Source organism: Sphingopyxis sp. Soil_C_28 (genome assembly GCF_057657055.1).
Genome location: NZ_JBDGJE010000001.1, coordinates 1,414,630 through 1,434,759 on the forward strand (window position 1 = coordinate 1,414,630; position 20,130 = coordinate 1,434,759).

Below are 20,130 nucleotides of genomic sequence, written 5' to 3' on the forward strand. Positions count from 1 at the left end.
CGTTCCCCTGTTTTCTCGTTAGCTCGCCGGGACCAGTTCGATCACGTCGAGCAAGGATTCATAGGCGGGCGCAGGCAATACGAGCCGCCAGCGATTGTCCCCGATCCGCTCGACCAGTCCCGCCATGTCGCGCATCCGGTCGCTGCCGTAATTGACCGCCATCTTTTCGTCGCCGAGTTCGAGGGTGCCGAGAAAAACCTGCCGCTTCAGATTGTCGGGAAAGATCAGACCGACGGGGCGCTGCGACCCCGTGATCTTGGTCAGGCTGGACAGCCCCTGTTCGGGCGCGACGCGGCACCGAAACCAGCCATAGCCGACATAGCCCAGACCCGCGCGTCCCTGCGCGCCAAGCTTGACCGTCCTGCACCGATAATCGCCTGCGGGAAGATGCGGATTCGGCAGCGCAGCCATCGGCTGCAGCAGCACCCCTTCGCGGTCGATGTCGGCACCATTGCCCTTTGCCCGCGCATCGGCGAGCGCGGTCTGCCAGCTGCTGTACCAGCCGCGAATCCGCTCCTGATCCTGGACGGTCGCGGTGCCGCGCCAGGTGCCGGTCTCGGGCGGCGCGTCGGCCACAGAAGGCGGTATCGGCGGCACCGTACGGCACGCACCGACGGTCGAGCCCAACATCAGGGCTAAAATAAACTTGGTACGACCCCTCATTCTCCGTCACTCCCCGGTCCGGTTGCGTTAACCTTAGGAGGGCAAAAGAGATTGCTCAAGGCCGCAGCGCATCACCCGGCGGTCCAGCCGCCGTCGACACTCAGATTTGCACCGGTAATATTCGCCGCCTCGTCGCGCGTCAGGAAGGATGCGATCGCCGCGACCTGTTCGACCGTGACGAATTGCTTCGTCGGCTGGCCGGCGAGCAGCACATCATTGATCACCTGCTCGCGCGTCATATTACGCGCCTTCATCGTGTCCGGAATCTGATTTTCCACGAGCGGCGTCCAGACATAGCCCGGACTGATGCAGTTTACCGTGATCCCCGCATCGGCAACTTCCAGCGCGACCGTCTTGGTCAGGCCGGCCAGACCGTGCTTCGCGGTGACATAGGCCGATTTAAACGGCGAGGCGACGAGCGAGTGCGCTGAAGCCGTGGCGATAATCCGCCCCCATTTCTTCTTGCGCATCCCGGGCACGGCATGACGGATCGTGTGGAACGCCGCGGTCAGGTTGAGCGCGATGATCATGTCCCATTTTTCGGGCGGGAAATCCTCGACCGGCGACACGAACTGCATCCCCGCATTGTTGACGAGGATATCGACGCCTCCGAAATCCGCATCGGCGCGTTGGAACATCGCCTCGATCTGCTCGGGCTTCGTCAGGTCGGCGCCGTCATAAGCGGCTGTGCCGCCGCTGATAGCCTCCAGTCCGTTGCGCTCGGTTTCGATCGCATCGGCGTCGCCAAAGCCGTTGATGATGATGTTCGCGCCTTCGGCAGCAAATATCTTCGCGATGCCGAGCCCGATCCCGGAAGTCGATCCGGTGACAAGGGCGGTCTTTCCTGTGAGGCGCATGGATTGGGTCCTTTCGGTGGGGGAGAGTCAGGAAACGTCGGGGATGATCTTTGGTCGCAATGCATTCGATTGCACCGCAAAACTGTCCGACCGCCCCTCGGCGATGCTGTCGGCGAGCAGGTGGCCGTCCTTCATCGCCGCCTCGACCGCATCGCGGCCGAGGGCCCAATTGACCTCCATCGTCGATCGCGAGAATTCGAAATCGCGCGCGCCCGTCTGCCACGCCGGCGGCTGGTGGACCAACTGCACGACGTTGAGTGCCTTGCTGTCGACCATTTTGCGCACGGCCTTGGCCTCGGGCAGGTCGGAAAACTCCGGTGGCAGCTTCTTGAGCAACCGGTCGATCAGCCGATGTTCCTTGCGCCGGCGCACCAGACCATCCGAAATCCGGCGCGTGCGGCTGGAGTAGCGGATGTCCTTCTCGCGCGACCATGCCTCTTCCATATCGTGCGGTCGTTCCCCGCGCGCGGGGAACAGGTCGACCTGGAACACCAGCATATCCTCTTTCCCCGCCTCGACGACATGTTCGAGCGGGGTGTTCGACACGAGCCCCCCGTCCCAATACCAGGTACCGTCGATCTCGACCGGCGGCAGGCCGGGCGGCAGCGCGCCAGAGGCGAGGATGTGCCGCGCGTCGATCGTATCGGATTGCGTATCGAAATAGCGGAAATTTCCTGTCTCGACCGCAACCGCACCGACCGATAGCCGCACCTTGCCGTTATTCACCCGGTCCCAGTCGATCAGCCGGTTCAGCGTCTCGACCAGCGGCGCGGTGTCGTAAAAGCTGACAGCCTCGGGCGTCTGCCGCGTCGCGAAGGCGGGTGGCGGAAAGCGCGGGGTGAAAAAGCCGGGCACGCCGAACGCCGTCACCTGCGCCGCCGCCGCCATATGCGTCCACTCGCGCGCCCAGTCGTTGTCGATGGTCGGCAGCGAGGGCAGCGCCGACGACACGCCTTGCCAGAAGGTCCGCATCTTTCCGACCGCCTGGTCACGCTCGTTGCCGGCGATGATGGCCGCGTTCACTGCACCGATCGAAATCCCCGCGACCCAATCGAGTTCGATACCAAGCTCGATCATCGCCTCATACACGCCGGCCTGAAACGCACCGAGCGCACCGCCGCCCTGAAGAACAAGGACGACGAGGTCGGGCAAGGGCAATGCGGCACGGGCAGCGCGACGGGGCATGGACTCGGGAAAACCTCAAATTGGCGGAGAGCGATTTGTGCACTGCAACACAGCCTATTGCAATGGCTCGATTATATGCGAAGCCCCTTCCAATTGCCCGGCGCTGCTGTAACTATCGGGGCGAAACGACGATTTACCGGTGGAGAAGCCCCATGCGCCTCGACGATTATGATCCCGGCGACGACATTCGCGATCTGGGCCGGAGCGGCGGAGGTTTCGGTGGCGGCGGAGGCGGCGGACTCGGCGGGCTGCTGATCGGTTTTCTTCCGATGCTGCTCGGGCGTAAAATGGGCTGCGGCACAATTCTGCTGATTGGCGCGGTCGCCTTTTTCCTTCTCGGCCCCGGCGCGAACATGCTGAGCAGCGGAAGCGGCACGGCAGATCCGGCTGCCGATAGCCGCGGCGGTGCGAATGTGGCGTGCGATACCGAATCCGAGCGATTTGCCTGCAACGTGTTTGGATCGACGCACACCGTTTGGGGCGGGCTGATCAATGGATATCAAAAGCCGACGCTCAATTTCTTCACCGAATCCAACCGGTCTGGCTGCGGCGCGGCGCAATCAGCGATGGGTCCCTTCTACTGCCCCGCCGATCAGGGCGTCTATCTGGACACCAGCTTCTTCCGTGAGCTCGACCAGAAGTTCGGCGCCGCTGGCGACGCGGCGCAGGCCTATGTGATCGCGCATGAAGTCGGCCATCATATCCAGACGGTCAGCGGAATTTCCGACCAGGTTCGCCGCGCCCAGCAGCGCGCCTCGCAAGCCGAGGGCAATGCGTTGCAGGTTCGCATGGAGCTTCAGGCCGATTGCTATGCCGGGGTGTGGGCCGCGCGCGCCAAGAACAGCGCCGGCCAGCCCGTTATGGAGGCCGGCGATATGGAAGAAGCGATGCGCGCCGCCAATGCGATCGGCGACGATACGCTGATGCGTTCGGCGGGCCAGCGTCCGGTCCCCGAAAGCTTTACCCATGGAACAAGCGAGCAGCGCATGAACTGGCTGCGCCGCGGCCTGCAATCGGGGGATCCACGCCAGTGCGACGCGTTCGCCGCGGCCAACTGATCGCGGCGATCGCGGCGGCGCTCGCCGCGGCGCCTGCATCGGCCGAAACGCTCTATATCGAAGCCGGCCGGCTGATCGACGGCGTCTCCAGCGACGTGCGCACCGGGCAGTGCATCACGGTCGTCGCCGAACGCGTCAAGGCGGTCGGGCCATGCGGAGCAACGCCCGAGGGCGCGACGCGGCTCGACTGGTCGGATTTCACGGTCCTGCCCGGTCTGATCGACCTCCACACCCACCTCGCCGACCTTGGCCAGAGCGCCGATCTCGCCGCGCCGATGAAGGCCTCGCCCGCCGAAACCGCGCTCGTCGGCGCGCGCAACGCGCGGGTCACGCTCGATGCCGGTTTCACCAGCGTTCGCGACGTCGGTACCTATCGGGGCCTCACCGACGTGACGCTGCGTAACGCGATCGAGCGCGGCGACGTGCCGGGACCGCGCATGTGGGTCGCTGGCGCTTATGTCACGATCCCAAAGGGCGGCGGCGAATTGAACGGCGTCGTCCCGAACGAGCAGTTGCCGCCCGACATGCGCCTCGGCGTTGCAGCTACGCCCGAAGAGGCGGCGCAGAAAACCGCCTATCTGCTCGACCATGGCGCCGATTTCATCAAGACGATTGCCACCGGCGCGGTGCTCGCGATCGGCACCGAACCCGGTGCGGTCGAGCTGAGCGAGGATTATCTACGTGCGGTCGTCAAGGTCGCACACGCCCGCGGCAAGCGCGTCACTGCGCACGCGCATGGCGCCGAGGGCATAAAGAATGCGATCCGCGCCGGGGTCGACAGTATCGAGCATGCGAGCCTCGCCGACGAAGAGTCGCTGCAACTTGCGAAGAAGCACGGCACCTGGCTCGCGATGGATATTTATAACGGCACCTATATCGACGATGTCGGCACCAAAGAGGGCTGGCCCGAGGAATATCTGCGAAAGAACCGCGAGACGACCGATACCCAGCGCGCCGCCTTCCGCCGTGCGGTCGAGCTTGGGGTGAGCATCGGCTATGCGACCGACGCGGGGGTCTATCCGCATGGCCTCAACGCGCGCCAGTTCCGCAATATGGTCAAATATGGAATGACCCCGATGCAGGCGATCCAGTCGGCCACCGGCCGCGCGGCAGTCGAAATGGGTCGCGACGATATCGGCGCGATCGTTCCCGGCCGCTATGCAGACTTTGTCGCGGTGAAGGCCGATCCGCTCGCCGACATCGGCGTGCTCGAAAAGATCGACCATGTGATGAAGGGCGGCGCGCTGGTGCGATAGGCTTGCTATTGCTTTTTGCTTCGCTCGGTCGCGTGAAGCTCAGCACGCTCCAGCAGCAGCGCGAGATCCTCACGGCTGATGTCAAAGGTTTCGCCTAGGTCGTCGAGCGCCTTGTCGATATCGCCCATCAGCAGCCCCGAAGAGGGTGCCGTAGCAAGCGCCTTGCCTTCGACGGGCTTGGCGCGGTGCGGATAGGAGTGGCCGGAAAAACGGTGGAATATCAACCCGATCGCGACGAGCAGCAGCGAATTGACGAGCACGACGATCAGAAAATCGACCACATGCGCCGAAAACAACGCGTAACCGCCGAGCACTGCACTGAGTGCCGCAGCACCGCCCGGCGGATGCAGGCAGCGAAGCAGCGACATAGTCAGGATCGCGCCCGCAACGGCCACCGCGGCGGCAATCGCCGGGTCGGGAATGATTTGCGCGACCACAGCGCCCACGATCGCCGAGACGACATTGCCGCCGGCGATCGACCACGGTTGCGCAAGCGGGCTGGCGGGGACGGCGAACAGCAGCACCGCCGATGCGCCCATCGGCGCGACGATCCAGGGGATCGACGAGGGGAATAGCGCGACGCAGAGCACGCCGACAAAGCCGATCCCGAGCACGGCCCCGATGCTGGCGATCACGCGATCGCGGAGACTCGCCCCTGCCAGCAGTGGTACGAACAAGCGGCTTCTGTTCAATATGGTCCGAAACATGCGCAATCTTCTCGCTTCACGATGAGCGCGATGCGACCTTTGGAGCCGCGCAGCCAGAGAGGTTTAATTGCGGGTCCGCAAGCCAGATTGTTGCCCGCCCCCGAACCGGCTCGCGTTCGCGCTTGAACGTGCGCGCGGCATCGCTAAACCGCTTTCATGCGAAACCAATTCCTTTGCAGCGCGATCGCGCTCGCCACCGCCCTTTCGACCCCCGCTTTCGCCCGGCCGATGACCGAAGTCGACCTTGCGACGCTGAAGCGCGTTGCTGCGCCGACTGCGTCGCCCGACGGCCGCTGGGTCGTATTTCAGATGACCGAGACCGAGGGTGAGACGTACAAACGCTCGACCGGCCTGTGGCTCGTCGACCGCAATGCAAAGGACGGAAAGCCGGTCGCGATCGCCGACACCGCGGGCAAGAATGAGACCGCACCCGCGTTCGACAAGGACGGCAATCTCTTCTTTATCTCGAACGCATCGGGCGGCGACCAGGTCTGGTGCATCGATCTGAAAGCGAATACTGCCGCAACGCAGGTCACCAGCGCAAAAGCCGAGGTCGCCGGTTTCAAAATCTCGCCCGACGGCACAAAGCTGCTCGTCTGGGGCGACGTGCCGCGCGAATGCACCAGCTTCGGCTGCGATGCCAAGGACAAGGGCGCGCTGACGGGCCCCGGCAGCGGCCGTCTCTACAAGGATGGTGCGGGCTTCGTCCGTCATTGGGATAGCTGGGAAACCCCCGGCACCTACAGCCGCCCCTTCGTCTTCAATCTGGTGGACGGCAAGGCGACAATGGACCGCGCCGTCGATGCCGGCCTGACCGGCGACAGCCCGTCGAAGCCTTTCGGCGACGGCAGCGAACTCGCCTGGGGCGCCGACAGCCGCACCGTCTTCTTCACCCTGCGCAAGGCCGACAAGAACGAGCCGACCTCGACGAACCTCGATATCTATAGCTGGCTGGTCGACAGCCGGATGATGCCGACCAATCTGACGCAGGACAATCAGGCGACCGACACCCTGCCCACCCCGTCCGCCGACGGGAAATGGCTCGCCTATGCCGCGATGGCGCGGCCGGGTTATGAGGCCGACCGGCAGGTGTTGATGCTACGCAACCTCGAAAGCGGCGAAACGAAGAAGCTGACTGACGCGTGGGACCGCTCGGTCGCCTCGATCGCTTGGGCGGCTGACGGCAAGTCGCTGCTCGTCACCGCGCAGGATACGCTGGAGCATCCGGTGTTCCGCGTCGATACCGCCACCGGGAAGGTCGAGAAGCTCAAAGCCACGACCGAGGCGTTCGAAGGCAATATCGGCGACGTTACCCCGCTTGCCGGCGGCGGACTTCTCTATTCGCGCAACACCGCACTTGCGCCGACCGATCTTTTCGTTCGCGATGCCAAGGGCAAGGTGAAGCAAATCACCGCGATCAATGCCGCGAAGCTTGCCGAATTCGACGCCGTCGAACTCGACCGCATCCAGTTCGCCGGTGCGAACGGCGACAAGGTCTGGGGCATGATCCTGAAACCCGTCAGCCCGGTCCAGAAGCTGCCGGTCGCCTTCATCGTCCACGGCGGACCGCAGGGCAGCTTCGGCAACAGCTGGTCGACGCGCTGGAATCCACGTCTGTTCGCGCAGCAAGGCTATGGCGTCGTCACCGTCGATTTCCACGGCTCGACCGGATATGGTCAGGCCTTCACCGACAGCATCAACAAGGATTGGGGCGGGAAACCGCTCGAAGACCTCAAGCTCGGCCTCGCCGCGGCGGGCAAGCAGGATCCCCAGCTCGACCTGAACAACGCCTGCGCGCTCGGCGCGTCGTACGGCGGTTATATGATGAACTGGATCGCGGGCCAGTGGACCGACGGCTTCAAATGCCTCGTCCAGCACGACGGCGTTTTCGACCTTCGCGCGATGGCGTTCGAAACCGAGGAATTGTGGTTCGACGAATGGGATCATGGCGGCCCCTGGTGGGAGCGCACCGATCCCGAAAAGTGGAACCCGGTCAATCATGTGACGAAGTGGAAGACCCCGATGCTGGTCATCACCAGCGAAAAGGATTTCCGCATACCCTACAGCCAGGGCCTCGCCGCCTTCACCGCGCTCCAGCGCCGCGGCGTCGAGAGCCAGCTTCTCGTCTTCCCCGACGAAAATCATTGGGTGCTCAAGGGCGCGAACAGTGTCCAGTGGCACCAGACGGTGTTCAGCTGGATGGGCAGCCACCTGAAGAAATAAGCGGCTTTCCTCTCGTTCGTCACCCCGGACTTGATCCGGGGTCCATCTCTGCGACCGCGGAATGGATGCCGGATCAAGTCCGGCATGACGAACGAGGGATGGGTTCCCCCTTGCCGCCTCGCCCCCCGGCTGGCAAAGGCGCCCGGCTATGCCGATGGAAAAAACATTCGATCCCGCCGCTATCGAGGCGAAATGGGCCCATGAGTGGGAAAGCCGCGGGCTGTTTCGCCCGTCGCGTCCCGACGCGACACCCTTCACGATCGTCAACCCGCCGCCGAACGTCACCGGCGCGCTGCACATCGGCCACGCGCTCGACAACACGTTGCAGGACGTCCTCGTCCGCTACGAACGGCTGCGCGGCAAGGACGCGCTGTGGGTCGTCGGCATGGACCATGCCGGCATCGCGACGCAGATGGTCGTCGAGCGCCAGCTGGAGGCGCGGCAGGACAAGCGCACCAATTACAGCCGCGAAGATTTCATCGACAAGGTGTGGCAGTGGAAGGCCGAAAGCGGCGGCCAGATCACCGGCCAGCTCCGCCGCCTCGGCTGCTCGATGGACTGGAGCCGCGAACAGTTCACGATGGACCCGCATTTCACCGCCGCGGTGGTCAAGGTGTTCGTCGACCTCCACAAAAAGGGCCTGATCTACCGCGACAAGCGCCTCGTGAACTGGGATCCGAAGCTCAAGACCGCGATCTCGGATCTCGAGGTCGAGACGCACGAGATCCAAGGCGGCTTCTGGCACTTCAAATATCCGCTCGCCGACGGCGTGACGCTGGATGACGGGCGCGATTATATCGAGGTCGCGACGACGCGCCCCGAAACGATGCTCGCCGACATGGCGGTCGCAGTGAACGCCGATGATGCGCGCTATCAAAGCGTCATCGGCAAGTTTGTGACCTTGCCGATCACCGGACGCCGCGTCCCGATCGTCGCCGACGAACACGCAGATCCCGAACTCGGCTCGGGCGCGGTGAAAATCACGCCTGGCCATGATTTCAACGACTTCGACGTCGGCAAGCGCGCGGGCTTCAAGGCTGGCGAGATGCTCAACATGCTGGATGGCGACGCGAATGTCATCCAGACCGCCGACGGGCTGATCCCCGCGGAATATCTCGACCTCCACCGCTTCAAGCGCGACGGCACGGACGGCGCACGCGAACTCGTCGTCACGCGGATGAAGGAAGCGGGCTTCCTGATCCCGCACACCGACAAGGACGGCGGCGAGCATGACGCCGAGCCGCGCACGATCCAGACGCCGTTTGGCGATCGCGGCGGCGTGGTGATCGAGCCCTGGCTGACCGATCAATGGTATGTCGACGCCGAAACGCTCGCGCAGCCGCCGATGGCTGCGGTGCGCGACGGGCGGATCAATATCGTCCCCAAGACGTGGGAAAAGACCTTCTTCAACTGGATGGAGAATATCCAGCCCTGGTGCGTCTCGCGCCAGCTCTGGTGGGGGCACCGGATTCCGGCATGGTATGCCGAAGACGGCCGCATCTTCGTCGCCGAGACTGAAGAGGAAGCACAGGCAGAAGCCGGTGCAGGCGTCATGCTCAAACGTGACGAAGACGTCCTCGACACCTGGTTCTCCTCCGCCCTCTGGCCCTTCGCGACGCTCGGCTGGCCCGAGGACAGCGACCTCGTCAAACGCCACTATCCCAACGACGTCCTCATCTCGGGCTTCGACATCCTCTTCTTCTGGGATGCGCGCATGGCGATGCAGGGGATGGAGTTCATGGGCGATGTGCCGTGGAAGACGCTGTATCTCCACGGCCTCGTCCGCGCGCCCGATGGCGCGAAGATGTCGAAGTCGAAGGGCAATGTCGTCGACCCGCTCGGGCTGATCGACCAATATGGCGCCGACGCGCTGCGCTTTTTCATGGCGGCGATGGAAAGCCAGGGCCGCGACATCAAGATGGATGACGCGCGCCTTGCGGGTTATCGCAATTTCGCGACGAAGCTGTGGAACGCCGCGCGCTTCTGCGAAGCCAATGGCATTTCGGCTTCGACCAGCTTCGAAGCCCCAACCGCAACGTTGCCGGTCAACCGCTGGATCATCGGCGAGGTCGCCGCGACCGTCGCCGCGATGGACAAGTCGCTTGCGGATTATCGTTTCGACGAAGCCGCGAATGCGATCTACAGTTTCGCGTGGGACCGCTTCTGCGACTGGTATCTCGAGCTGATCAAGGGCGCGATCGACGACGAGACCAAGGCCGTCGCCGGCTGGGTGCTCGACCAGATCCTTGTCATGCTGCACCCCTTCATGCCCTTCATCACCGAAGAGCTGTGGACGGGCCTTGGCGACCGCGCAGACTATCCGCTGATCACCGCGAAATGGCCCGAATCGGCAGCGACGCAGACTGTCGAGCCACCGCTTTTGGATAATGCGAACAAGTTTTTCTCGCCAACGGTGACCCAAGAGGCCGTTGAAGATGTAAATTGGTTAATCAAGCTGGTCAGCGAGCTGCGCACGGCGAAAGCCGAACTCGGCTTGCCACCGGGTGCACGCCTGACCGCGCATTTTCCGGCTTCGCTCAAAGGCCGCGCCGATAAGCTCGCAGCGCAGCTCGACCGCCTCGCGCGTCTCGAAGCGATCAGCTTCGATCCCGCACCCGCGGGCGCCTCGGCGCAGCTCGTCGTCGAGGGCGAGACGATCACCGTGCCGCTCGAAGGCGTGATCGACATCGCCGCCGAGCGTGACCGCCTGACCAAGGCGCTCGCCGCCGCGGCGAAGGAGCGCGACGGCCTTGCCGGACGCCTGAACAACCCGTCGTTCGTCGAGCGCGCCAAGCCCGAAGCCGTCGAAAAGGCACGCGCCGACCATGCGGCCAAGGAAGCCGAGGCCGATCGACTGACCGCCGCGTTGGCGCGGCTGGGATGATCTCACGCTGGCAGGCCCCGATTGCGGCAATGGCGATGCTTATCGCCGCGCCACTCGCGGCCAAGCCAGCGACCCCATATACTCCCGCGGTTGGCAGCGCCGAACGCACGGCCGTCATTCGGGCGTTGCGGTGGCACCCGGATGCGCGCTTCACTTTTCGCCATCTCCGGATATGGCACAGCGGCGACCGCGCCATCGCTTACGCCGAGGGAGACAATGGCCTTATCGGCGGTTTCAAGATCATCCTGACCCGCGATGGAAAATCCGGCTGGCGCGAAGTCTGGGCCGAAGGCGATGGCGGCAGCGACAGTTGCGTCGCCGGCGCGCGTCATTATGGATGGGCGTTGAAGCTGATCCAAACCTATCAAATCGCGCCCGACGCTCTTGTTCCGGGCATTACAAAACAGACCGCCGCACTCGATCGCATGGCAACGAAGGACCCGGAACTCCAATGTGTCGGCGATCTCAGCGGGGGTCCGACATGAGCGAAGAAATCCCCGTCACGCCAACGCCGGTTGCGGCTGCCGCCGATCCGGCGGCCGGACCTGTCTTGCCACGCCAGACCGCGCGCGACGGCGGGCGGATGGATCTGACCAGCGGGCCGATCACCAAGACGCTGATCATCTTCGCGCTGCCGACGCTCGCGTCGAACATCCTCCAGACGCTGTCGGGATCGGTAAACTCGATCTGGGTCGGGCAATTCCTCGGCGAAGGCGCGCTCGCCGCAACCGCCAATGCGAACATCATCATGTTCCTGATGTTCGGTGCCTTCTTCGGTTTCGGCATGGCGGCAACCGTGCTGATCGGGCAGTCGATGGGCCGCGGCGATATCGATGCGGCGCGCCGCGCGACGGGTGGCGTGATCGGCCTTGCGCTGATTTTCTCGGTCATCATCGCAATCCTCGGCTGGTTCGCGTCGGATCAGATCCTGCGCTGGCTCGAAACCCCGACCGAAGCGTTCGCGCTCGCGCATGATTATCTCCGCGTCACCTTCCTCGCCGTGCCCGCTTCGATGCTGTCGGTCACGCTGATGATGGCCTCGCGCGGCGCTGGCGATGCGGTGACGCCGCTACGCTTCATGATCCTCGCGGTCGTGCTCGATATCGTGTTCAACCCCGTCCTGATCCTCGGCCTCGGCCCCTTCCCGCGCCTCGGTATCGCGGGCAGCGCGCTCGCCACCGCAGTCGCCGGCACGATCAGCCTCGCAGGCATGATCGCCTGGTTCTATGCCAAAAACCATGTGCTGCGCCTGCGCGGTCATGAACTGTCTTACCTCGTTCCCAAATGGAGCGAGCTTCGCTTCATCATCGGCCGCGGCCTGCCGATGGGCGCGCAGATGCTCGTCATCTCGGGCGCCGGGCTTGTCATGGTCGGGCTGGTCAACCGGGAGGGGCTGGTGACCGCCGCGGCTTATGGCGCGACATTGCAGCTCTGGAACTACATCCAGATGCCCGCGCTCGCGATCGGCGCCGCGGTAAGTTCGATGGCGGCGCAAAATATCGGCGCCGGGCGCTGGGATCGTGTGTCGTCGGTGACGAACAGCGGCGTCGCGATCAACCTCGCGATGACCGGCATTCTCATCGGCCTCCTCCTCCTGTTCGACCGCGCCGCGCTCGCGCTGTTCCTCGGCGGCGCCAGCCCGGCGATCGACGTCGCGCGCAACATCCAGTTGATTGCGACCTGGACCTTCCTGCCTTTCGGCACGACGATCGTCCTGATCAGCACGCTACGCGCGAACGGCTCGGTCGTGCCGCCGCTGGTCATCCTGTTCCTGTCGATGTTCCCGATCCGCCTCGGCATTTATTATTTCGGTTATCCGGTGATCGGCAGCGATATCCTCTGGTGGAGCTTTCCGCTGTCGTCGCTCGCTTCGCTGGCGATGGCGTGGGCGATATACAAACGCGGCAACTGGCGCCGCGCGCTGCCCGAACCTGCGCGGTAGCCGGCGCCGGATTTCGACCAAGGCGCGCGCAGCTTCGACTGGCGGCCCGGTGCCCGCTAGCCTTGACGCCGCCTTTCGCGTTAAAGCAGCGCCAATGAACATGACAAACCGCAAGGATGCGCTGCGTGACCAGCGTGCAAAAATGCTGGCTGCGGCGCCCGACTGGCGCGCCTCCGACGCTCGCGTCAATCCGCGCGTAGCGATCGGATCGATCATCGCCATGTGGGTCATCTATTTCCTGATCACCTCGGGGCTTGCGATGTTGACCGGCGTCGCCGAACAATGGCCTTCCGCCGGACGCCGTGCGATCGTCGTGGTCGCAGGCATCTTGTGCACCTTCGTCCTCTATCAGCTTCTCCAGCGCGCCCAGCCGCAAAGCTTTGGCGCCCGGTTGGCGGCGGCTCTTGGCGCCGCGGTCCCGCTCGTCATCGTCTACGCGACCGTCAATTTGCTGGTTTTCTACTATTGGTTTCCCGTCTCCGACAGCGCCAAGATCATCGAGGAGATGCAGTCGAAATATCCGGTCGCGTGGGAGACGATGCTGATCCTCGACAGCTCGATCCGCTGGTATTTCTTCTTCGCCGTATGGGCCGCGCTTTATGTGGCGTTCGGTTATGCCAACGAGATGCGCGCACTCGAACGGCGCGCCAATCATTTCCGGATGGAAGCGAAGAATGCCCAGCTTCGCGCGCTGCATTATCAGGTCAACCCGCACTTCCTGTTCAATACGCTCAATTCGCTTTCGACGCTGGTGCTCAAGGGGTCGAAGAGCGAAGCCGAAACGATGATCATGAACCTGTCGTCGTTCCTCCGCTCGAGCCTCGCCGTCGATCCGGAACAGCTCGTCAGCCTCGACGAGGAAATCGCGCTACAACGTCTCTATCTCGATATCGAGCAGACGCGCTTCCCCGACCGGCTGCAGGTCGAGGTGACGATGCCAAAGGAACTCGAAAACGCCTGCGTCCCGGTCCTGATCCTGCAACCGATCATCGAAAATGCGATCAAATATGGCGTGGCGCCCAGCAAGGGGAAGATCGCGATCCGCCTGCACGCCAGCGCAGAATACGGCCTGCTGGTGCTGCGTATCGAGAACGACATCGACCCCAAAGCGCCGGCTCCCGCTTCGGGCACCGGCCTTGGCCTCGGCAATGTCCGCGAACGTCTTCTGACACGCTATGGACCCGCCGCCGGATGCGAATGGGGCAAATCAGACAGCGGCGGCTTCGTGGTGTCGCTGTGGCTGCCACAGGCACGGGAGGCCTGCTGAACGATGATCCAGACGCTTCGCACCCTGATCGTGGACGATGAGCCACTGGCGATCGAGCGATTGCAGATATTGACCGGACAGCAGGACGGCGTCTCGCTGGTCGGCACCGCCAGCGACGGCGCCTCGGCACTTCGCATGGTCGATGCGCTCGCACCCGACCTTGTGCTCTGCGACATCGCGATGCCCGGCCTCAACGGGCTGGAGGTTGCTGCAGCGATCGAGCGGCTCGACAATCCGCCCGCCGTCGTCTTCGTCACCGCCTTCGATCGCTATGCCGTGGCCGCATTCGATGTCGCCGCGGTCGATTATCTGCTCAAACCCGTCTCACCCGATCGCCTCGCCCGCGCCCTTGCCCGCGTGCGCGAGTGGCGCGCAACCGAGCGCGCGCCGGCCCAAAAAAGCAAGTGGATCAATGAATTCTGGGTCCAGAACCGCGGTGAGATGCTGCGTATCGATGCGGGTCAGGTTGATCTGATTGAGGCGGAACGCGACTATATGCGCCTGCATGTCGGCGGCCGCAGCTGGCTGATCCACCAGACGATCAAGTCGCTCGAGGCGCGTATGAACCCCGACCAGTTCATGCGCATCCACCGATCGAAAATGATCCGCCGGGAAGGCATCGTCGGGCTGAAGCACCATGGCGACGGGGCCTGGAGCGTCGATCTGGGCGAGGGCGGAGTGCACCGTATCGGCCGCACCTATCTGCACGATGTAAAGGCGATCATGCACGCCTGACGAAAAGGCGGCCATGCCGCCGGGGCATGACCGCCTTTTGGGCGACCGGATCGGCGCGTCGTCAGGGAGCGGCGACGATGACGATCCTGCCGCGATCGGCCAGCCGGGCGACATCGCCATTGAACAGCCCGGCCAGTTTTACATCGGCATCGGCCAGCGTCGCTTTTTTGCAGCGTTGCGCAACTGAGCGTTCGGACAACGGCTGCCGGTAAAGCGCGCGACTGCCGCACACTTTCTGCACTGCCGTCCTGACCCGCGTGGTGAGCCGCTCGCGGCCATCGACGCTTGCCAGGTTCAGATCATGATATCGCACGACAACGCTACGCCGTTCGCTATCGTCCTCGGCCGCAACCGGTACGGCAAAGCCGACGAGGGCCATCGGCGTCGCCAGCAGCAAGGAAAATTTCGTCATGGGGGAGTCCTCTTCATTACAAGGATGCGGAATACCGGACGGCGGACCGGGGAGACCGTCGTCCGATATCCCGCAAGGTGGTGATATCCCCTAGACGTCATGAGAATCGCCATTGGATCGATCGGCGCGAACCATCGCTCGATTTACGGACGAAAGCCGTTGATCCGCCGACCAATGGCCGACCGGCGGGCAATATCGCGGCGCCAGACTTGCATCGGACGATCCGTCGTGGCCAAATCCACCAATGGTGAGGAAATTAGCTGTCGCCGCGAGTCGAAACGCGGGCGTGCGACTGTTCCGCTGGTCGGTGTTCTTGCTCGCGGGTGTCACCGGCGGGATGATGCTCGGTGAAATGGCTGTCGGAACCAGTCTGGGCCGCGCGACTGGCGAACCGGTGACCTATTCGCACCTGAGTGCGAATCCGGGCGCGCTTGCGCCGGAGGGCGACGCATCGTTACCCTGCCGTGACTGCCTGGACAGCTATGGAGTCGCCGTGCGGCTGCGCGCGCATCGCGAAGACCGGATGAACGATCAATTTCGCGCGCTGGGCGCGGTGAACCCCGACCCTGTCCTGCCGGACGATCTGGGCGACGCTTACCGGTTTGGCGGCCGGTTTCCCGATCCTGGGCCGTCGACCGCGACCGCGACCGCGAACGTCGGCGAAGAAATACCCGCCGAGCCCGCGGGTGGCGCCCCGTTCGATGAGAACGAGGCACCACCAGCCGGCGAATATTGAGGGCTCAGCGTGGCGGCGTTGCCGGCGCAGCGCAGCGGGTCGTGTCGCCGCTCTTGCATGCCGCGACATCGGCCTCCCACTTCATCCGCTCTTCGGCCGACATAGCAGCAACGCGAGCCTTCTCGGCCTCATAGGCCGCCGTTTCCTCTGTGAACACGGTCTGATCGTGCACGACCTGCTGCTGGGCCGCGGACACTTCCTGCTCATAGGTCGTGTTGTCTGCCTTCGCGCGTGAGGCCTGTTCGGCGTTGAGCCGCGCGGTATTCGACCGTTCCTCGGTCGTGGTACCGTCCCTGACCGGTTTCTGCGCGGCCGCCGCGTCGGTGGGCGTCTGGAAGGCTCCAGCCGGACCCGAGGCGAGCAGCGCGAATGCAGCGGTGGCTGCCAATATGCTTCTGGTCATCAAAGCTTCTCCTTCAATCCATTTTTTAACTGCCGCTCCAACGCTTGGCCCGGAGTCCCGTTCCCGCGACGTTTGACCTGATGCAGGGCACGCGGCATGCTGAACATCCTCCTCATGTCCGATCGGCCGATCATTTGCCAGCACCACCGAAGCATCCGCTCAATCGTCCGGTATTTTTCACGCCCCTCGGGGTCCTTCTCGCCGCCGTCATCCTCAGCCTGTGGCAAGGCGCCTCGGTCGTCGCAGCCGAGACGGCGATCAACGACTGGATCCTGAGCAATTTCTCGCCGCTGTTCGCCTGGGCCGGGATCGGCTTTCTGGTGCTCCTTGCGGGCATCGCGCTGTCGCCGCTCGGCGGGCGAATCATCGGTGGGCGCGATGCCAAACCGATTCTCACGCGCTGGCGCTGGTTCGCGGTGACGCTCTGCACGACGATCGCCACCGGAATCCTGTTCTGGGGCGCCGCCGAGCCCCTTTTTCACCTGAACGATCCGCCTGCGATGCTCGGGTTGGAACCGGGCAGCGACGCCGCGGCGACCTTCGCGATGTCGACGATGTTCCTGCATTGGACGCTGACGCCCTATGCCATCTACACCGTCGCCGGGCTCGCCTTCGCGCTCGTTTATTACAACCGCCGCGAACCCTTCAGCCTGTCGTCGCTCTTCGTGCCGCTGATCGGCCAGCGCGCGCACGGGCCGGTCGGGACGGGCATCGACATCATCTGCCTTTACGCGCTGGTCGCGGGCATGGCGGCATCGCTCGGCGCCGGCCTGCTCGCACTCGCGGGCGGGATCGAGGGGATCGGCGGGTTTGAAGGCGGCGCCGCGCTGCGCTGGGGAATCGCTGGGGCCATCGTCGCGAGCTTCCTGATTTCAGCCGCGACGGGCCTTCAGAAAGGCATCGCTGGCCTTTCGGTGCTCAACACCTGGCTGTTCTTCGCGATCATCGCCTTTGTTTTGATCGCGGGTCCGACCGCGCACATGCTCGGCCTGTCGCTGCGCGGCGCGGCCGATTATTTCCAGACCTTCGTTCCGCGCAATCTGGGCCTCGATGTCGATACCGACTGGCATCGGCAATGGACGATCTTCAACTGGGCCAACTGGTTTGCCTGGGCGCCGGTAACCGCTCTGTTCCTTGGCCGGCTCGCGGTCGGCTACAGCGTTCGCGCCTTCATTCTCTACAATCTGATCCTGCCGTCGCTGTTCGGTGCCGTGTGGATGACGGCAATCGCGGGTGCGACGATCGCGCTCGACCAGCAAAGCGGCGCCAGCCTCTACGCCATATTGACGGCGCAAGGGCCCGATCCCGTGCTGTTCCGGCTGTTCAGCGCGCTCGGTGGCGGTCCCGTCGTCGCCGGAATCGTGCTGTTCGCAATTTTCCTGTCTTATGTCGCGGGCGCCGATGCGAACGTCTCGGCGATGAGCGCGTTATCGACGCGCGGCATATCGCCCGACGCGCCCGAGGCGCCGCTCTGGGTTCAGGCGGTGTGGGGAATCACCGTCGGACTGGTTGCGATCGTTCTGGTCGCGGGCGGCGGCATCGACGGTATCCGCATGATGTCGGTGCTCGGCGGCTTCCCCGCGCTGTTCGTCATTGTCGGCGCCGCACTGTCGCTGGCGGTGATGGCGATACGGGGACGGCACGAAGCCGCCCCCGCCCAATCCTGAGAAAGGGGTCTCAGGACTACCAGATCCGCGTGCGGTCCTCGGGCTTCAGATAATATTTGGCGCCCGCGGCGACGCTGAATGCCTTGTACCACGCATCGACGTTGCGCACAGGCCCGATGATGCGCCAGCGCGCCGGGCTGTGCGGATCGCTCGCCACCTGCTGCTTGATCGCATCCTCACGCTGCTTGGTCCGCCATGCCTGCGCAAAGGCGAGGAAGAAGCGCTGATCGCCGGTCAGCCCGTCGATCACCGGCGCGGGCTTGCCCCCGAGCGAGCGGCGATAGGCGTCATAGGAAACCTCCAGTCCCGCCAGATCGGCGATATTCTCACCCATCGTCAGGTCGGGGTTAATGAAGGAGCCCGGCGCCGCCTCATAGGTCGCATATTGCGCGCCGAACGCCTTGGCCTGCGCATCGAAGCGTGCCGCATCTTCGGCAGTCCACCAGTCGCGCACCGCGCCTTCGGCATCGATCTTGCGACCCTGGTCGTCGAAGCCATGGGTGATCTCGTGACCGATCACCGCACCAATCGCGCCATAATTAACCGCATCGTCGACGCTTTCGCTGAAATAGGGCGCCTGCAAGATGCCGGCCGGGAACACGATCTTGTTCTCCAGCCCGCCGTTATAGGCGTTGACCTCCTGCGGGTTCATCGACCATTTTTTGCGATCGACGGGTTTGTTGAGGTCGGACAGCGCATAGGCATATTCGAACGCAGCGCTGCGCTTCACATTGCCATAGAGATCGACGGGATCGATCTTCAGCCCCGAATAGTCGCGCCATTTGTCGGGATAGCCGACCATGACGTCCATCTTCGCGAGCTTGGCCAGCGCGGCTTCCTTTGTCGCGGGGGCCATCCAGCTGTTGTTCCGGATGCGGTCGCCCATCGCGAGCTTCAGGTTGGTGACGAGCACCTCCATCTTCGCCTTCGCACTCGCCGGAAAATATTGCTTCGAATAGGTCTCGCCGACCAGTTCGCCAAGGCTCCCGTCGACCAAGGTCAGCCCGCGCTTCCAGCGCGGGCGCAGCTCGCCGACCCCGCTCAGCGCCTTGGTATATTCGAACCGGCTGTCGACAAACGCTTTCGACAGATAAGGCGCGGCGTTGTCGGCAACGTGGAACTGCTGCCACAGCTTGATCGTGTCGAGCGGGGTCTTGGCATAAAGCGCGGCAATATCGCGAACCGCCGTCTTTTCGTTGACGATGATGCGCTTTTGCGGCGCGATGCCCGATCCCGCGAACCAGGCATTCCAGTCGAGGCCGGGCGCATAGGCCGCGAGTTCTTCCGCCGACATCGGGTTATTGATCTTGCCGATATCGCGGCGTTCGGCAATCGCCCAGCTGACTTTCGCGATCTCGGTCTCGAACGCCATGATCGCATCGGCCGCCTTTTCGGGGTCGGCATTGCCCGCCATCTTCATCGTCCGCGCGATATAGGCGCGGTACGCGTCACGCTGCGGCTTGAAGCTGTCGTTGAGATAATAGTCGCGTTCGGGAAGCCCGATCCCCGCCTGCCCCAGCCACAGCACGTTGACGGTCGGATCGGCGGTGTCGGCATAGGGACCGCCGCTGACGATGGTCGAGCCGAACGTCCCCTGCGTGCCCCCCATGAAGCGCGCCATTTCACTCTTGTCCTTGATCGCCGCGACCGCGGCGATGTCGGCCATCAGAGGCTTGGCGGCAAGCGCTTCGACGCGCGCCTCGTCCATGAAGCTTTGATAAAGCCCGCCGACCTGGCTTGCCGCCGGCGCGCCCGCAACCACGGCGCGCAGCTGGCGCTGGGTCAGGTTATAGACGTCGTAATCGACGCCGGCTGACGCCTGATCCGGAGGAATTTCGGTGCGCGCGAACCAGCCGCCATTGGCATAGCGGTCGAAATCGTCGCCCGGCTTCACCGACGGATCGCGCGCGTCGAGATCGACCCCCCATTTGCCGAAGGTGAGCGCCTTGAGCGATCCCTCCGAAGCGGCGCCCTCGTCGGCCGCCTTCGCGACGAGCGTCGCGTTCGTACCGGCGTCGCTCGCGATGGCAGGCGCGGCGGTCAGCGCGGCGGCGATAGCCATCCCCGCAACGCTCGAATAAAAGCTCTTCATTCCCCAGTCTCCCGATTGTCTGCGCCATCGGGTCGAGACGGCG

Annotated in this window: 17 protein-coding genes; 10 read left to right on the top strand and 7 right to left on the bottom strand. The window is 64.1% G+C overall.

What is annotated here, in order from left to right:
• Positions 1–18 precede the first annotated feature (18 nt).
• The 3 genes from AC3A43_RS06685 to AC3A43_RS06695 form a co-directional block, all read right to left on the bottom strand.
• Positions 19–663, bottom strand: a complete 645-nt coding sequence (locus tag AC3A43_RS06685; RefSeq protein ID WP_487791733.1) for a DUF4893 domain-containing protein — start codon at positions 661–663, stop codon at positions 19–21.
• Positions 664–734: 71 nt separating this feature from the next.
• Complete coding sequence (locus AC3A43_RS06690) at positions 735–1,520, bottom strand: 3-hydroxybutyrate dehydrogenase (RefSeq protein WP_487791734.1); 786 nt, start codon at positions 1,518–1,520, stop codon at positions 735–737.
• Between the two features lie 27 nt (positions 1,521–1,547).
• Entirely contained in the window at positions 1,548–2,705 is a 1,158-nt protein-coding gene (locus AC3A43_RS06695) for a patatin-like phospholipase family protein (protein ID WP_487791735.1), read from the bottom strand.
• Between the two features lie 152 nt (positions 2,706–2,857).
• Between AC3A43_RS06695 and ypfJ the strand changes: the two genes are divergently transcribed.
• Both ypfJ and AC3A43_RS06705 read left to right on the top strand, forming a co-directional pair.
• Entirely contained in the window at positions 2,858–3,763 is a 906-nt protein-coding gene (ypfJ, locus tag AC3A43_RS06700) for a KPN_02809 family neutral zinc metallopeptidase (protein ID WP_487791736.1), read from the top strand.
• Positions 3,736–5,019: a metal-dependent hydrolase family protein gene (locus AC3A43_RS06705; RefSeq protein ID WP_487791737.1), complete on the top strand. Its 1,284-nt coding sequence runs from the start codon at positions 3,736–3,738 to the stop codon at positions 5,017–5,019. Before ypfJ ends, AC3A43_RS06705 begins: the two co-directional genes overlap by 28 nt.
• 5 nt (positions 5,020–5,024) lie before the next feature.
• Here the strand turns inward: AC3A43_RS06705 and AC3A43_RS06710 are convergent, their stop codons facing one another.
• Positions 5,025–5,696: an HPP family protein gene (locus tag AC3A43_RS06710; protein WP_487791738.1), complete on the bottom strand. Its 672-nt coding sequence runs from the start codon at positions 5,694–5,696 to the stop codon at positions 5,025–5,027.
• A gap of 186 nt (positions 5,697–5,882) precedes the next feature.
• On the opposite strand from AC3A43_RS06710, the gene AC3A43_RS06715 reads away from it, so the two are divergent.
• The 6 genes from AC3A43_RS06715 to AC3A43_RS06740 all read left to right on the top strand — a co-directional run bounded on the left by AC3A43_RS06715 (position 5,883) and on the right by AC3A43_RS06740 (position 14,777).
• Positions 5,883–7,949, top strand: a complete 2,067-nt coding sequence (locus AC3A43_RS06715) for a S9 family peptidase (RefSeq protein ID WP_487791739.1) — start codon at positions 5,883–5,885, stop codon at positions 7,947–7,949.
• Between the two features lie 148 nt (positions 7,950–8,097).
• On the top strand, positions 8,098–10,833 hold the full coding sequence (locus tag AC3A43_RS06720; protein ID WP_487791740.1) for a valine--tRNA ligase: 2,736 nt from the start codon (positions 8,098–8,100) through the stop codon (positions 10,831–10,833).
• Entirely contained in the window at positions 10,830–11,318 is a 489-nt protein-coding gene (locus AC3A43_RS06725) for a hypothetical protein (protein WP_487791741.1), read from the top strand. The genes AC3A43_RS06720 and AC3A43_RS06725 overlap by 4 nt, the downstream gene beginning before the upstream one ends.
• Positions 11,315–12,775 carry an MATE family efflux transporter gene (locus tag AC3A43_RS06730; protein ID WP_487791742.1) on the top strand — a complete coding sequence of 487 codons (1,461 nt, stop codon included), beginning with the start codon at positions 11,315–11,317 and terminating at the stop codon, positions 12,773–12,775. Before AC3A43_RS06725 ends, AC3A43_RS06730 begins: the two co-directional genes overlap by 4 nt.
• Before the next feature lie 94 nt (positions 12,776–12,869).
• Positions 12,870–14,042 (top strand): sensor histidine kinase, encoded by a 1,173-nt coding sequence (locus AC3A43_RS06735; RefSeq protein WP_487791743.1) that lies wholly within the window; start codon positions 12,870–12,872, stop codon positions 14,040–14,042.
• A gap of 3 nt (positions 14,043–14,045) precedes the next feature.
• Positions 14,046–14,777: a LytR/AlgR family response regulator transcription factor gene (locus AC3A43_RS06740; protein WP_487791744.1), complete on the top strand. Its 732-nt coding sequence runs from the start codon at positions 14,046–14,048 to the stop codon at positions 14,775–14,777.
• A 61-nt stretch (positions 14,778–14,838) separates the two neighbouring features.
• On the opposite strand, the gene AC3A43_RS06745 is transcribed toward AC3A43_RS06740, so the two are convergent.
• Positions 14,839–15,189: a UrcA family protein gene (locus AC3A43_RS06745; RefSeq protein ID WP_487791745.1), complete on the bottom strand. Its 351-nt coding sequence runs from the start codon at positions 15,187–15,189 to the stop codon at positions 14,839–14,841.
• A gap of 286 nt (positions 15,190–15,475) precedes the next feature.
• On the opposite strand from AC3A43_RS06745, the gene AC3A43_RS06750 reads away from it, so the two are divergent.
• The gene (locus AC3A43_RS06750) at positions 15,476–15,925 is read left to right on the top strand and encodes a hypothetical protein (protein WP_487791746.1); all 450 of its coding nucleotides are present in this window, start codon (positions 15,476–15,478) and stop codon (positions 15,923–15,925) included.
• Between the two features lie 4 nt (positions 15,926–15,929).
• Here AC3A43_RS06750 and AC3A43_RS06755 read toward each other — a convergent pair whose 3' ends face one another.
• The gene (locus tag AC3A43_RS06755; protein WP_487791747.1) at positions 15,930–16,328 is read right to left on the bottom strand and encodes a hypothetical protein; all 399 of its coding nucleotides are present in this window, start codon (positions 16,326–16,328) and stop codon (positions 15,930–15,932) included.
• Positions 16,329–16,462: 134 nt separating this feature from the next.
• Here AC3A43_RS06755 and AC3A43_RS06760 point away from each other — a divergent pair, with 134 nt between their 5' ends.
• Positions 16,463–17,995: a BCCT family transporter gene (locus AC3A43_RS06760; RefSeq protein WP_487791748.1), complete on the top strand. Its 1,533-nt coding sequence runs from the start codon at positions 16,463–16,465 to the stop codon at positions 17,993–17,995.
• Between the two features lie 16 nt (positions 17,996–18,011).
• Here AC3A43_RS06760 and AC3A43_RS06765 read toward each other — a convergent pair whose 3' ends face one another.
• Positions 18,012–20,087: a M13 family metallopeptidase gene (locus AC3A43_RS06765; protein WP_487791749.1), complete on the bottom strand. Its 2,076-nt coding sequence runs from the start codon at positions 20,085–20,087 to the stop codon at positions 18,012–18,014.
• Positions 20,088–20,130 lie beyond the last annotated feature (43 nt).

Excerpts from the sequence above, each read along its gene's own strand:
- AC3A43_RS06685 (WP_487791733.1), bottom strand. The coding sequence starts at position 663 with ATGAGGGGTCGTACCAAGTTTATTTTAGCCCTGATGTTGGGCTCGACC.
- AC3A43_RS06690 (WP_487791734.1), bottom strand. The coding sequence starts at position 1,520 with ATGCGCCTCACAGGAAAGACCGCCCTTGTCACCGGATCGACTTCCGGG.
- AC3A43_RS06695 (WP_487791735.1), bottom strand. The coding sequence starts at position 2,705 with ATGCCCCGTCGCGCTGCCCGTGCCGCATTGCCCTTGCCCGACCTCGTC.
- ypfJ (WP_487791736.1), top strand. The coding sequence starts at position 2,858 with ATGCGCCTCGACGATTATGATCCCGGCGACGACATTCGCGATCTGGGC.
- AC3A43_RS06715 (WP_487791739.1), top strand. The coding sequence starts at position 5,883 with ATGCGAAACCAATTCCTTTGCAGCGCGATCGCGCTCGCCACCGCCCTT.
- AC3A43_RS06720 (WP_487791740.1), top strand. The coding sequence starts at position 8,098 with ATGCCGATGGAAAAAACATTCGATCCCGCCGCTATCGAGGCGAAATGG.
- AC3A43_RS06725 (WP_487791741.1), top strand. The coding sequence starts at position 10,830 with ATGATCTCACGCTGGCAGGCCCCGATTGCGGCAATGGCGATGCTTATC.
- AC3A43_RS06730 (WP_487791742.1), top strand. The coding sequence starts at position 11,315 with ATGAGCGAAGAAATCCCCGTCACGCCAACGCCGGTTGCGGCTGCCGCC.
- AC3A43_RS06735 (WP_487791743.1), top strand. The coding sequence starts at position 12,870 with ATGAACATGACAAACCGCAAGGATGCGCTGCGTGACCAGCGTGCAAAA.
- AC3A43_RS06740 (WP_487791744.1), top strand. The coding sequence starts at position 14,046 with ATGATCCAGACGCTTCGCACCCTGATCGTGGACGATGAGCCACTGGCG.
- AC3A43_RS06745 (WP_487791745.1), bottom strand. The coding sequence starts at position 15,189 with ATGACGAAATTTTCCTTGCTGCTGGCGACGCCGATGGCCCTCGTCGGC.
- AC3A43_RS06755 (WP_487791747.1), bottom strand. The coding sequence starts at position 16,328 with ATGACCAGAAGCATATTGGCAGCCACCGCTGCATTCGCGCTGCTCGCC.
- AC3A43_RS06765 (WP_487791749.1), bottom strand. The coding sequence starts at position 20,087 with ATGAAGAGCTTTTATTCGAGCGTTGCGGGGATGGCTATCGCCGCCGCG.